The sequence below is a fragment of the uncultured Arenimonas sp. genome, from assembly GCF_963976025.1.
GTDB lineage: Bacteria > Pseudomonadota > Gammaproteobacteria > Xanthomonadales > Xanthomonadaceae > Arenimonas.
Map to the genome: position 1 here is coordinate 1 of NZ_CAXBJS010000072.1, position 13519 is coordinate 13519.

The following is a 13519-nucleotide window of genomic DNA, read 5'->3' on the forward strand; positions in this document are numbered from 1 at the left end:
CGGCCTGCGACTGCGCGGTGCCGACGCCGCGCCGATGCGGCCCATCGCCCTGCCGCTGGCGCCGCCCGGCGCATCCGACGAGCACTGAGCCATGAACCGAGCCATCGACATCGGCCTGACCGCGCTGGCGCCGGCCATCTGGGGCACGACCTACATCGTCACCACCGAGCTGTTGCCCGGCGGCGACCCGCTGACGATCGCCGTGTTGCGCGCCCTGCCAGCCGGCCTGCTCCTGCTTCTGCTGGTGCGGCGCCTGCCGCCGCCTTCGCAGCTGGGCCGGGTGTTCTTGCTCGGCGCCTTGAACTTCGCCATTTTCTGGGCCTGCCTGTTCGTCGCCACGTACCGGCTGCCGGGCGGCATCGCGGCGACGGTCGGCGCCATCCAGCCACTGATCGTGCTGTTGCTGGCCAGGAAAGCGCTGGACGAACCGATCCGGGCCATCCAGGCCGCTGCGGCCCTCACGGGCCTGATCGGTATCGCGGTGCTGGTACTGGGCCCCGACGCAGGCTTCGATCCACTCGGCATCGGCGCCGGACTGGCTGGTGCTGCCTCGATGGCGGCCGGCACCGTCTACAGCCGCAAGTGGCGCGGCGACACGCCGCTTCTTACCTTCACCGCATGGCAGCTGACCGCCGGTGGCCTGCTGCTGCTCCCGGCCGCCTTCTGGTTCGGCGCCGGCTTGCCGCCCATGGGCTTTGGCCCGCTGGCCGGACTGGGCTGGTTGTCCCTGGTCGGCGCCGCGCTCAGTTACGTGCTGTGGTTCAATGGCGTCGAGCGCCTTGCGCCGTCGACCGTCAGCGCAATGGGTTTCCTGAGCCCCCTCGTGGCCGTCATGGCCGGCTGGTTGCTGCTCGGAGAAGCGCTCAGCCCGTTGCAGGTCGCGGGCGCCGCGCTTGTCCTGGCCAGCGTCTGGGCCGCCACGCGGCCTGCGCCTTCCACCGGGGCCCTTGGCGCAGATGCGCCCGCGCCGACCACCCTTGCTCGAAGAGGTATGTGAACGATGAGATTGCTTGCACTGCTGGCCAGCCTGTTCCTGGCGACGACCGCCTGCGCGGCCGAAGACACTTCCCTGTCGGAAGTCGAGATCCGTCAACTGGTCGAGCGCGTCAACGACGCGCAGAACCGGATGATGATGCGCGGCTCCGATGCCGCCGACGTCGACGCGCTGTTCGAGCTGTACACCCCGGACTTCACCTACGTCCACGAAGTCTACGGCGGCACCTACACGCGCGAAGAGCTCTACGCAAATTCCGTGCGCTACGCCGAGGCGGGGGAGTACGAGTTCACCGAAGACCGCTACCGCATCCTCCACGTCCTGCCCGGGCTCGACGCTGCCGCCGTGCAGCGCCTGGAGAGCAACAGCGGCAACAAGCACCTCGCCGTCTTCGAGTTCCGGGACGGCAAGGTCTCGAGGATCATCGAATACTGGAAGTAGGCCGGCTTCAGTCCCGTCGATACACCTGCGCGCCGGCGGCGCGGAACTCGGCGGCCTTTTCTTCCATGCCCTTGGCCAGCGCTTCGGTTTCGTCCGCCACACCCTGCGCCTGGGCATACTCGCGCACGTCCTGGGTGATCTTCATCGAACAGAAGTGCGGGCCGCACATCGAGCAGAAGTGCGCCACCTTGTGGGCGTCCTTGGGCAGGGTTTCGTCGTGGTATTCCCGGGCCCGCTCCGGGTCCAGGCCGAGGTTGAACTGGTCTTCCCAGCGGAACTCGAAGCGGGCCTTGGACAGGGCGTTGTCGCGGGCCTGGGCGGCCGGATGGCCCTTGGCCAGGTCGGCGGCGTGGGCGGCGATGCGGTAGGCCATCAGGCCCTCGCGCACGTCGGCCTTGTTGGGCAGTCCCAGGTGTTCCTTGGGCGTGACGTAACAAAGCATGGCGGTGCCGAACCAGCCGATCATCGCGGCGCCAATCGCCGACGTTATGTGGTCGTAGCCCGGCGCGATGTCGGTGGTCAGCGGGCCGAGCGTGTAGAACGGCGCCTCGCCGCACTCGCGCAGCTGCTTGTCCATGTTTTCCTTGATCAGCTGCATCGGCACGTGGCCGGGGCCTTCGATCATGGTCTGCACGTCGTGCTTCCAGGCGATCTTCGTGAGTTCACCCAGGGTTTCGAGCTCGCCGAACTGGGCGGCGTCGTTGGCGTCGGCGATGCAGCCCGGGCGCAGGCCGTCGCCCAGCGAGAAGCTGACGTCGTAGGCCTTCATGATTTCGCAGATTTCCTCGAAGTGCGTGTAGAGGAAATTCTCCTTGTGGTGGGCCAGGCACCACTTGGCCAGGATCGAGCCGCCGCGGCTTACGATGCCGGTGACGCGCCTGGCCGTGAGCGGCACGTAGCGCAGCAGCACGCCGGCGTGGATGGTGAAGTAGTCCACGCCCTGCTCGGCCTGTTCGATCAGCGTGTCGCGGAAGATGTCCCAGGTCAGCTCCTCGGCCTTGCCGTCCACCTTCTCCAGCGCCTGGTAGATCGGCACGGTGCCGATGGGCACCGGCGAATTGCGGATGATCCACTCGCGGGTTTCGTGGATGTGCTTGCCGGTGGACAGGTCCATCACCGTGTCGGCGCCCCAGCGGATGGCGTAGACCAGCTTTTCCACTTCCTCGGCGATGCCCGACGAAACAGCGCTGTTGCCGATGTTCGCGTTGACCTTGGTCAGGAAGTTGCGGCCGATGATCATCGGCTCGATTTCCGGGTGGTTGATGTTGGCCGGGATGATGGCGCGGCCGCGGGCGACTTCATCGCGCACGAACTCGGGCGTGATCAGGCCCGGCAGGCTGGCGCCGAAGGATTCGCCCGGGTGGCGCTGCAGCAGGTGCGCTTCGGTGATGGCCTCGATGCGCTGGTTCTCGCGGATGGCGATGTACTCCATCTCCGGCGTGACGATGCCGCGGCGGGCGTAGTGCATCTGGCTGACGTTGCGGCCGGCCAGCGCGCGGCGCGGTGGGCGCAGGGCCGGGAAACGCACGGCGTCGAGTTTGGCGTCGTCGGCGCGGGAACGGCCGAATTCGCTGCTCAGGCCATCTAGCGGTGCGCAATCGCCGCGGTCGGCGATCCACTGCGCGCGCAGGGCGGACAGGCCCGCGGCCAGGTCGATGGTCGCGTCCGGGTCGGTGTAGGGGCCCGAGGTGTCGTAGGTGCAGAACGGCGCGTTCGGTTCCTGGATGCCATACATGCGCGGCGTCGGCGACAGCGCGATCTCGCGCATCGGCACCTGCAGGTCGGGGCGCGAGCCTTCGACGTGGATCTTGCGCGAGCCGGGGATCGGCCGGGTCACTTCTTCGGAAAGCTGCTGGGCCTGGCGCAGCAGTTCGGTGGGCAGGGCATTCATACGTTCGTCCTTTGGGCGCGCTCCCCGGCAAGGAGGCCAGGGGGCTGGAACGAAGCGGCGGCGCCGGGCGCGGGCACGGGGCCGGCACCACGAAGCTTCCCTACGCCGGTATCAGCCGGATCAGGTTCGAAGGGTATGTCTCAGCCCGCATCCCGCCGGGCACCCCCGCTTCCGGCCGCCATTGAATCATGGGTCGGGTCTCGGGGCATCTGTTTTCTGCCACGGATGACACGGACGGGCACGGATGAACACGGATAGGGCAAGAGCAAACCAATCGAAAGAATGCTCTATCCGTGTTTATCGGCTCTTATCCGTGTCCATCCGTGTTCAGAAACGAATCTACGTCCTCGCGGGGTTCGGCACGCGGAACCAGGCGGCATACAGCGCCGGCAGGAACAGCAGCGTCAGGGCGGTGGCGACGATCAGGCCGCCCATGATGGCGACGGCCATGGGCCCGAAGAAGACGCTGCGCGATAGCGGGATCATGGCCAGCACCGCCGCCAGGGCGGTCAGCACGATCGGGCGGAAGCGGCGCACGGTGGCGTCCACGACGGCGCGGGCCGGCGGGCTGCCGGCGGCGATGTCCTGTTCGATCTGGTCCACCAGGATGATCGAGTTGCGCATGATCATGCCGCTGAGTGCGATCGTGCCCAGCATCGCCACGAAGCCGAACGGCACCCGGAACACCAGCAGGAACAGCACCACGCCGATCAGCCCGAGCGGCGCCGTCAGCACCACCATCAGCGTGCGCGGGAAGCTGCGCAGCTGGATCATCAGCAGGGTCACCACCACGCCGATGAACAGCGGCACGCCCGCGGCGACCGAGCGCGAACCGCGGCCGGAATCTTCGACCGTGCCGCCGGTTTCGAGCAGGTAGCCCGGCGGCAGCGCGGCGCGGATGTCCTCGAGCCGCGGCAGGATCTCGGCGGTGACCGACGGCGGCGTGACGTCGCCGTACACGTCGGCGCGCACGGTCACCGTCGGCAGGCGGTTGCGGTGCCAGATGATGCCGTCCTCGAAGCCGTATTCGAGCGTGGCGATCTGCGACAGCGGCACCGGCTGGCCACCCGCCGAGGGCACCGACAGGCTGCCCAGCAGCGACAGGCGCTCGCGTTCCTCGGCCGGGCCGCGCAGCAGGATCTCGATCTGCTCGTTGCCTTCGCGATAGGTGCTGACGGTAGTGCCCGACAGCGAGCCGCGCAGGAAGCCGGCCACCTGCGCCGAGCTCACGCCCAGCACGCGCGCACGTTCCTGGTCGATGACCAGGCGCACGACCTTGCTGGGCTCGTCCCAGTCCAGGTTGACGTTGGTGACGTGGGGATTCCCGCGCACCCGCGCCGCGACCTCGCGCGCCAGCCGGCGCACTTCGTCCACATGTTCACCCGACACCCGGAACTGGATCGGGAAACCCACCGGCGGCCCGTTCTCGAGCCGCGACACGCGTGCCTGCACGTCGCTGAATTCGCGCTCGAACAGGCCGATCAGCCAGGTCCGCACCTCCTCGCGCGCTTTGATGTCCGGCGCCAGGATGACGAACTGGGCGAAGTTGGCCTGCGGCAGCTTCTGGTCCAGCGGCAGGTAAAAACGCGGCGTGCCGCTGCCGACGTAGGCCACGTAACTTTGAATGTCCTCGCGCGTGGCCAGGGCCTTTTCCAGCCGCTGCGCCACCACTTCGGTGTGGCGCAGGGAACTGCCCTCGGCCAGCTCCAGGTCCACCATCAGCTCCAGCCGGGTCGAATCCGGGAAAAACTGCTGCGGCACGAACCGGAACATCGCCACCGACACCACGAAGGCACCCACCGTCACCGCGATCACCAGCCAGCGGTGGTGCACGCACCAGATGACCCAGCTGCGGAAGCGCCGGTAGAAGCGCGTGTCGTAAGGGTCGTGGCCGTGGCCGGCATGCCCTTCGGCCACCGGCTTGGGCGCCGGCAGCAACTTGTCGCCCAGGTAGGGAATGAACACCACCGCCGCGATCCACGACAGCAGCAGCGCGATCGTCACCACCTGGAAGATCGAGCGCGTGTACTCGCCGGTGCTCGAGGCCGCCGTGGCGATGGGCAGGAAGCCCGCGGCGGTGACCAGCGTACCGGTGAGCATCGGGAAGGCCGTGGATTTCCACATGAAGGCCGCCGCCTTCACCCGGCTGTAGCCCTGCTCCATCTTCACCGCCATCATCTCGACCGCGATGATGGCGTCGTCCACCAGCAGGCCCAGCGCCAGCACCAGGGCGCCGAGCGAAATCTTGTGCAGGCCGATGTCGAAGTAGTTCATCGCCGCGAAGGTCATCGCCAGCACCAGCGGTATCGACAGCGCCACCACCAGGCCGGTGCGGAAACCCAGCGAGAAGAAGCTCACCAGCAGCACGATGATCACGGCTTCGGTCAGCACGCGCACGAACTCGGATACGCCGCTGCGCACCGCCGCCGGCTGGTCGGACACTTTGCGCAGGGTCATGCCCACCGGCAGGGTTTCCTGCAGGCGCGCGAACTCGGCGTCCAGCACCTCGCCCAGCTTCAGGATGTCGCCGCCGCTGCGCATGGCCACGGCGATGCCGATGGCGTTGTCACCCATGAAGCGCATGCGCGGTGCCGCCGGGTCGGCGAAACCGCGGCGCACCTCGGCCACGTCGCCCAGGCGGAAACTGCGGTCGCCGATGCGGATGGGGAAGTCGCGGATCTCGCGAACGCTGTCGAAGCGGCCCGACACCCGCAGCTGCACGCGGTCGGTGGGGGTCTCGAAGAAGCTGGCCGGCGCCACGGCGTTCTGTTCGTCGATGGCGCGCTGCACCTGGTCCAGCGGCAGGCCCAGGGTGGCGAGCTTGGTGTTCGACAGCTCGATCCAGATCTTCTCGTCCTGCAGGCCGAGCAGTTCGATCTTGCCGACGTCGGGCAGGCGATGCAGCACCAGCTCGATGCGCTCGGCGTAGTCCTTCATGGTGGCGTAGTCGAAGCCGTCACCCGACAGCGCGTAGATGTTGCCGAAGGTGTCGCCGAACTCGTCGTTGAAATACGGGCCGATAACGCCCTGCGGCAGCGTGTGGCGCACGTCGCCCACCTTCTTGCGCACGTCGTACCACAGCGCCGGCAATTCGCTGGACCGCAGCGAGTCCCTGGACATCAGCATCACCAGCGACTCGCCGGCGCGCGAATACGAGCGCACGTATTCGTAACGCCCGGTCTCCATCACCTCTTTTTCGATCTTGTCGGTGACCTGCTGGGCCACCTCGTCGGCGGTGGCACCGGGCCAGAAGGTGCGCACGACCATGATCTTGAAGGTGAAGGGCGGGTCCTCGGACTGGCCCAGGCCCTGGTAGCTGGCGATGCCCAGGAAGGCCAGCACCAGCATCGAATACAGCACCAGGGCCCGGTTCTTCAGGGCCCACTCGGAAAGGTTGAAGCGGCTGTCCATGCCCCGGCCTCAGCGCGGGTCGGCGGCGGGCGCCGGCGGCGCCAGGTCCACCGGCCGGTTCTGGTCGTCAATCGGCGTGATGCGCTGGCCTTCCAGCAGCAGGTGCACGCCGGCGGCCACGACCCAGTCGCCGGCGGCCAGGCCCTCAAGCACCGGCACGCGGTCCTCGCCGTAGGCGCCCAGGGCCACCGGCCGCAGGTGCACGCTGGAATCCTCGGGATCGACCACCCAGATCGCCGCTTCGCCGTCCATCTCGTGCACCGCCGACAGCGGCACCGTCACCACCGGCTGGTCGCCGCCGTTGGCGTAGACGCGGGCGCTCTGGCCCAGGTCCACCGGCGTGTCGCCGGGTTCGAAGCTGACCCGCGCCGCGAAGGTGCGCGCCTGCGGGTCGGCCGAAGGCGAGATTTCGCGCAGCGAGCCGGGGAAGCGTTCGCCGGGACGCGACCACAGCTCCACCGCCAGCGGCCGGCCGACGCTGAAGTCGCGGGCATCGCGTTCCGGCACGCTGATCGCCACTTCGCGCTCGCCGTCTTCGGCCAGCACGAACACTGTCTGCCCGGCGGCCACTACCTGGCCGGCCTCGGCCAGCCGTTGGGCGATGACGCCCGAGGCCGGCGCGCGCAGCACGGCGTAACCCGCCTGGTTCACCGATACATCTGCCTGCGCGCGCGCCTGGCGCACGCGGGCCAGGGCGGCTTCGTGCTGGGACACGCGGGCGTCGTACAGCGACCGGCTGACCAGCTGCTGGGCGACGAGGTCGCGGTAGCGTTCAAGTTCGGAGGTGGCCAGGGCCAGGTCGGCTTCCGCCGACGACAGCTGCGCCTGCGCGGCGTCGCGCTGCAGGCCGACGTCGGAGGCATCGAGTTCGGCCAGCGGCTGGTCCTTCTTCACCCGCGCGCCGACATCGACAAAACGCTTGCTGATCTTGCCGCCGATGCGAAAGGCCAGCGCGGGCTCAAAGCGCGCCCGCACTTCGCCGGCATAGGCGGTGGGCGCCGCGCCCTGCGTGGTCGCCTGCACCACCCAGGCGGGGCGGGCCGTGTCCTGGCTTGCTGAATCGTCGCCGCAGCCGGCGAGCGCGGCCAGCAGGCCGGCGGCCAGACCAAGGCGCAGGCCAGCCCTGAAAAGGGGTCGTCGCAGGGTGACAGCAGTCATGGCGGCATCAGCAGATTGATTGAACTGGGGGGATAGTAGCTTTACCATACTCGCCAGTTCAATAATCCCCGGAAAGCCCCCGAATGGTCGCTGCCACCCGCCCCGCCTCGCCCGGCCGTCCCAAGGACCCGGGCAAGCGCGCCGCCATCCTTGAAGCTGCCAAGGCCTTGTTCCTGGCCCGCGGCTACGAGGGCACGGCCATGGACGCGGTCGCCCAGGTCGCCGGCGTATCCAAGCTGACGGTCTACAGCCACTTCCAGGACAAGGAAAGCCTGTTCGTCGAGGCCGTGAAGGCCAGCTGCGAAGACCTGCTGCCGGCCGACCTGTTCGTGGCCCGCTTCGAAGGGCCGATGCGGGCCCAGCTGCTGCGCATCGCCCGGGCGCTGTTCCGCCTGATCACCTCGGAAGAGGCGATCGCCGTGCACCGGATCATGTCCCAGCAGCTGCCGGAAACCTCCACGCTGCCGCGCCTGTTCTGGGAAGCCGGCCCCGAGCGCATCCAGGAAGCCTTCGCCGAATTCCTGCGCGCCGAAGTCGAAGCCGGCGAGCTGCAGGTGCCCGACTGCACCCGGGCCGCATCGCAGTTTTTCGCCCTGCTAAAGGGCGAACACCACGCCCGCCTGGTCTGCAGCTGCCCTGCGCCGCTGGCCGGCCCGCAGCTCGAAAGCCACCTCGAAGCGACGGTGGACATGTTCCTGCGCGCCTACGGGCCCGGCCGCCGGTGAAGCATGAACGGCGCCCCTTGCCGCGTGAAGTCCCGGTGACCAATGGCACTACAGGGGGCCGCGCCGCGGCCAGCATCCTTGCCGCCATGGGGCCGCGTTCCCGCTGCCGGTGCGCCATCCGGTATTCACTTTCCCAGTTTCCCGCCCGTGTTCCGCCTTCCGCGGCCCCCGGCCGGGGCGTAGAATCAGCGCCCTTGTGATTCAAGGATTTAGCCGTAATGACGATTGACTTCCAGCAGGCCCGATTCGCCATGGTCGAACAGCAGGTTCGGCCCTGGGAGGTGCTCGACCCGCGCGTGCTCGAAACCCTGATGAGCGTGCGCCGCGAAGACTTCGTGCCGCCGCGCCACCGCAAGCTGGCCTTCGCCGACCTGCCGCTGCCGCTCGAGCACGGCGAGGTCATGATGAAGCCCGTGGTCGAAGGCCGCATGCTGCAGGCCATGGCCATCACCCCGGGCGACGACGTGCTGGAAGTCGGCACCGGCTCGGGTTTCATTACCGCCTGCCTGGCCGCGCTGTCGCGCGATGTCACCAGCATCGACCGCCACGCCGATTTCGTCGAACGCAGCCGCGCCCGCCTCGTTGCCGAAAGCATCACCAACGTCCGCGTAGAAACGGCGGATGTTTTCGCCTGGACCCCTGGCCGCCAGTTCGATGCCATCTGCATCACCGGCGCCGTGGCCACCGACCCCGACCGTTTTGGCGCCTGGCTCAAGCCCGGTGGCCGCCTCTTCGTCATCCATGGCCAGGCACCGGTGCAAGAAGCCGTGCTGATCACCCGCCATGGCGACAGTTTCCACCGCGAAAGCCTGTTCGAAACCGACGTGCCCTACCTGCACGGCGCCGAGCCGGCCCCGCAGTTCACCCTTTGATACCAGGACCCTCCCCATGCGCCTGAGCCTTCGTCCCCTCGCTTTCGCCTTCCTGCTTGCCGGTGCCGCCGGCACTGCCTCGGCCGCGGACCTCATGGATGCCTACCAGATGGCCCGTGAATCCGACCCCGTGCTCGGGGCCGCCGAATCCCAGCGCCTGTCCACCGGCGAAAACGTCGTGCAGGCCCGCTCGCGCCTGCTGCCGCAGATCAGCGCCAGCGCCAGCCTCACCGACTCGCGCGTGCGCGGCCAGGACATGTACAGCCGCGACCGCAGCTACGGCGCCAGCCTCAGCCAGTCGCTTTACGACTACGGCAACTACACCGCGCTCAACGCCAGCAAGCTGCGCGACGAGCAGGCCGCGTTCGAACTGCGCGCCGAAGCCGACAACCTGATCATCCGCGTCGCCGACGCCTACTTCGTCGTGCTCACCGCCATCGAGACCCTGATCTCCTCGCGCGCCGAGGAACGTTCGGTCAAGCGCCAGCTCGACCAGGCCGAAAAGCGCCTGGAAGTGGGCCTGGCCCCGATCACCGACGTGCACGAGGCCCGCGCCCGCTACGACAGCGCCCGCGCCAACGCCATCGCCGCCGCCATCGCGCTCGAGGACGCCCAAGAGGCCCTGGCCGAGATCACCGGCCGGCGCATGGACAACCTGCAGGGCCTGGAGCCCGGCTTCGTGCCCAAGAACACCATCGAAGGCGACGCCGACGAGTGGGTGTCCATCGCCACCGAGTCCAACCCCAGCCTGCTGGCCGCCGAACTGGCCCTGGCCGCCGCCGAGCGTGACATCCGCACCGCCCGTTCCGGCCACCTGCCCACCCTGTCGGCCAGCGCCTCGATCGGCGACAGCGCCGGCTGGCAGAACCAGTACCCGGGCGGCCCGAACACCTCGGGCGGCGGCAGCACCGTCGGCATCTCGCTGTCCGTGCCGCTCTATGCCGGCGGCGCCGTGCAGTCGGGCGTGCGCCAGGCCGTGTATGGCCGCGACATCGCCGCCGAGCGCCTTGAACAGCAGCGCCGTTCGGTCGTTCGCTTCACCCGCAACGCCCAGCGTTCGCTGGAAGCCGGCGAAGCCGAGGTCGAAGCCCGCCGCCTGTCGGTGGTCTCGGCCCAGGCCGCGTACGAAGCCAGCGAGGCCGGCCTCGAGGTCGGCACCCGCACCATCGTCGACGTGCTGATCGGCCAGCAGGCGCTGTTCCAGGCCCAGCGCGAATACGCCCGCGCCCGCCACGCCTTCCTGGTCAACACCCTGCGCCTGCGCCAGGCCGCCGGCACGATCACCGTCGAAGACCTGCAGGCCGTCAACAGCGTGCTGACCGCCGACGCCGAAGCCCCGCTGGTATCGCCGGCCACGGAAGACGCGGAATAAGCGCCCGCTAGTCCCCCGCGGAGCCGGCGCCGAACGTGCGCCGGCCCGCCAGAACCTGGTCGGCCAAGTCCAGCGTTCGTCCCACCGCCCCGCCCAGCGCGCGCATTTCCGCGCGCGCCTTCTTGCCCATGTCCCGGCAGCGCGCGGGATCGTCCAGCAGGGCGCGCACCGCGCCGGCCAGTGCCGGCGCGTCGCCGACCTGCAGCAGGCCGCCGGCCTGGCCCAGGCGACGGGTGACTTCGGCGAAGTTGAAGGTATGCGGGCCCACCACGCTGGGCACGCCCAGCGCCGCGGGCTCAAGCACGTTGTGGCCACCCACCGGGCACAGGCTGCCGCCAACGAAAGCCACATCGGCCGCGGCGAAGAACCACAGCAGTTCGCCGATCGTGTCCACGATGAACACCTGGGTGTCGCCCACCGGCAGGCGCTGGCCGCGGCGCGTGCGCACGGCCAGGCCGGCTTCCTGGGCCTGCGCCGCGGCCGGCCCGAATCGTTCCGGATGGCGCGGCGCCCACAGCAGCAGGGCGTCGGGGTGTTGTTCAAGCACGGCCTGGTGCGCGGCCAGCACGGCGGCTTCTTCCGGGCCGTGGGTGCTGGCGGCCATCCATACCGGCCGGTCCTCGCCCCAGCCGCGGCGCCACAGCAGGGCCTGTTCGTGCACGCCTTCGGGCGGGGCCAGGTCGTACTTGAGGTTGCCGGTGACGATGATGTTCTCGCGGCGCGCACCGATCTGGGCCAGGCGCTCGGCGTCGGCGCGCGACTGCGCCGCCACCAGGTCCACCGACTGCATGGCCAGGCGCGCCAGCGAACGCGCCGGCAGGTAGCCGCGCAGCGATCGTTCCGACAGCCGCGCGTTGACCATCATCAGCGGGATGCCGCGGTGTTCGCATTCCACGTACAGGTTCAGCCAGATCTCGGTTTCCACGATCACCGCCAGCGCCGGCCGGGCGCGGTCGAGGAACCGCCGCACCATCTCGCGCAGGTCGTAGGGCAGGTAGACGTGGTGCACGCGGTCGCCCCAGAGCGCACGCACGCGTTCGGATCCGGTGGGAGTGATGGTGGTGACCAGCAGTGGGCGGTCCGGGTGGCGCGCCAGCAGGCCGTCCACCAGCGGCCGCGCCGCGATCACCTCGCCCACCGACACCGCGTGCACCCAGATGGCGTCGTGCAGGTCGAGTTTGCCCTCCAGCCAGCCATAACGTTCCGTCCACCGGCGCAGGTACTCGCGCTGGCGCATGCCGCGCCAGACCAGGTGGTAGAGCGTGATGGGGAACGCAAGGTGCAGGACCAGCGCGTAGAGGCCCAGCAGGACGCGCTGTCCGAAGGTGGGTTGCATGGCGCGCAGGATACCCCGGCTAGAATGTCCGCCGCATGGCCCCGTCCGACTTTCCGCCCCCGCCGCTGTCGCCCCGCACCTGGCCCACCTGGCTCGGTATCGCCCTGGGCTGGACCGTGGCGCGCTGGCCCTGGTGGCTGCAGCGCCGCGCCGGGCCGCTGCTGGGCCGGCTGATGCTGCACCTGCTGCCCTCGCGGCGGCGGGTGGCGGCGACCAACCTGGCGCTGTGTTTCCCGGAAATGGACGAAGCCGCGCGCGGGCGCCTGCTGCGAGAGAATTTTTCCTCGCTGGGCCTGGGCCTGTTCGAGTTCCTGCGCGCCTGGTGGGGCCGGCTGGCGCCGGTGGACCGCGGCTACGAACTGACCGGTCTGGAACACCTGCGCGCCGCCCAGGCCGGCGGCCGCGGCGTCATCCTGGTCTCGGCGCACTTCACCACACTGGAAGTCTGCCTGCGGCTGCTGTGCCAGCAGGTCGAGCTGGGCGCGATGTACCGGCCGCACGAGCAGGCCGCGATGGAATGGGCGGTCAAACGCGGCCGGCTGCGGCACGCAAAGGCGATGTTCGCGCGCGACGAGCTGCGGCCGGCGATCCGGCATCTCAAGCAGGGCGGCGTGCTGTGGTTCGCGCCCGACCAGGAAACCCGGCGCGGCGACAGCGTGTTCGTGCCCTTTTTCGGGCAGCCGGCCTGGAGCCTCACGTCCACACACCAGCTGGCGCGCCTGGGCGGCGCCGTGGTGCTGCCGCTGTTCCACGAACGCCTGGACGACGGCCGCTACCGCATTGAGATCCTGCCGGCGCTGGAAGGTTTCCCCACCCGCGACGCCGCCGCCGACACCGCCCGCATCATGGCCACGCTCGAAGGCCTGATCCGCCGCCGGCCCGAGCAGTACCTGTGGCTGCACCAGCGCTTCAAGCGCCAGCCCGACGGCACTCGCCGAAAATATTAGGCCGCCCCCCATGTAGCAGGGACTTCAGTCCCGATGCTTTTGACTTGCCCTTCGGCAAGCGAAGCGCCACGTGTCCGTTCCGCGGGTGGAGGCGCCGCGTCTTCGCCCCGACCGACACGCCGTGAACCCATCCATGGGGGCTCATCGTCGACATCCATGTCTCCGATGGTCGGCCGGGGCGAAGACGCGACACCTCCCCAACGCCACGGTGTGGCCGATGGGAAAGCGGCTTCCCGGCAAATCGGGGCGATGCCCAGAGCCTGCGGCACGAGAGCGCCTTGCGCTCTTGATCTCCTGCCGGCCCCGACGTCCATTCCAGGAGGTAGCGTGCAGTCGCCCTGACCGACCATCGGAGACATGGATGTCGACGAT

10 protein-coding genes and 1 riboswitch are annotated in these 13519 nt (G+C 69.2%); of the genes, 6 read left to right on the forward strand and 4 right to left on the reverse strand.

The genetic code is table 11. The features are described 5' to 3' along the window. Positions 1 to 91 precede the first annotated feature (91 nt). Together AACZ35_RS07400 and AACZ35_RS07405 are read left to right on the forward strand one after the other, a co-directional pair. Positions 92 to 997 (forward strand): EamA family transporter, encoded by a 906-nt coding sequence (locus AACZ35_RS07400; protein WP_339827755.1) that lies wholly within the window; start codon positions 92 to 94, stop codon positions 995 to 997. Between the two features lie 3 nt (positions 998 to 1000). Continuing rightward, positions 1001 to 1435, forward strand: coding sequence for a hypothetical protein (locus AACZ35_RS07405; RefSeq protein WP_339827758.1), 435 nt, complete (start codon positions 1001 to 1003; stop codon positions 1433 to 1435). Positions 1436 to 1442: 7 nt separating this feature from the next. Here the strand turns inward: AACZ35_RS07405 and thiC are convergent, their stop codons facing one another. The 3 genes from thiC to AACZ35_RS07420 all read right to left on the reverse strand — a co-directional run bounded on the left by thiC (position 1443) and on the right by AACZ35_RS07420 (position 7895). Continuing rightward, complete coding sequence (gene thiC / locus AACZ35_RS07410; RefSeq protein WP_339827760.1) at positions 1443 to 3326, reverse strand: phosphomethylpyrimidine synthase ThiC; 1884 nt, start codon at positions 3324 to 3326, stop codon at positions 1443 to 1445. A gap of 79 nt (positions 3327 to 3405) precedes the next feature. Continuing rightward, positions 3406 to 3503: riboswitch (TPP riboswitch) on the reverse strand. Between the two features lie 162 nt (positions 3504 to 3665). After that, positions 3666 to 6737 carry an efflux RND transporter permease subunit gene (locus AACZ35_RS07415; protein ID WP_339827762.1) on the reverse strand — a complete coding sequence of 1024 codons (3072 nt, stop codon included), beginning with the start codon at positions 6735 to 6737 and terminating at the stop codon, positions 3666 to 3668. A gap of 9 nt (positions 6738 to 6746) precedes the next feature. Further along, a complete protein-coding gene (locus AACZ35_RS07420) occupies positions 6747 to 7895 on the reverse strand; it encodes an efflux RND transporter periplasmic adaptor subunit (protein WP_339827764.1) in 1149 nt (382 codons plus the stop codon). 83 nt (positions 7896 to 7978) lie between these two features. On the opposite strand from AACZ35_RS07420, the gene AACZ35_RS07425 reads away from it, so the two are divergent. The 3 genes from AACZ35_RS07425 to AACZ35_RS07435 all read left to right on the forward strand — a co-directional run bounded on the left by AACZ35_RS07425 (position 7979) and on the right by AACZ35_RS07435 (position 10864). Then, on the forward strand, positions 7979 to 8620 hold the full coding sequence (locus tag AACZ35_RS07425) for a TetR/AcrR family transcriptional regulator (RefSeq protein ID WP_339827767.1): 642 nt from the start codon (positions 7979 to 7981) through the stop codon (positions 8618 to 8620). A 218-nt stretch (positions 8621 to 8838) separates the two neighbouring features. Continuing rightward, complete coding sequence (locus AACZ35_RS07430) at positions 8839 to 9492, forward strand: protein-L-isoaspartate O-methyltransferase (RefSeq protein WP_339827769.1); 654 nt, start codon at positions 8839 to 8841, stop codon at positions 9490 to 9492. A 16-nt stretch (positions 9493 to 9508) separates the two neighbouring features. Beyond that, complete coding sequence (locus tag AACZ35_RS07435; RefSeq protein ID WP_339827771.1) at positions 9509 to 10864, forward strand: TolC family outer membrane protein; 1356 nt, start codon at positions 9509 to 9511, stop codon at positions 10862 to 10864. A gap of 7 nt (positions 10865 to 10871) precedes the next feature. Here AACZ35_RS07435 and waaA read toward each other — a convergent pair whose 3' ends face one another. Next, positions 10872 to 12200, reverse strand: a complete 1329-nt coding sequence (gene waaA, locus AACZ35_RS07440; RefSeq protein WP_339827774.1) for a lipid IV(A) 3-deoxy-D-manno-octulosonic acid transferase — start codon at positions 12198 to 12200, stop codon at positions 10872 to 10874. A gap of 35 nt (positions 12201 to 12235) precedes the next feature. On the opposite strand from waaA, the gene lpxL reads away from it, so the two are divergent. Next, positions 12236 to 13147, forward strand: coding sequence for an LpxL/LpxP family Kdo(2)-lipid IV(A) lauroyl/palmitoleoyl acyltransferase (lpxL, locus tag AACZ35_RS07445; RefSeq protein ID WP_339827776.1), 912 nt, complete (start codon positions 12236 to 12238; stop codon positions 13145 to 13147). Positions 13148 to 13519 lie beyond the last annotated feature (372 nt).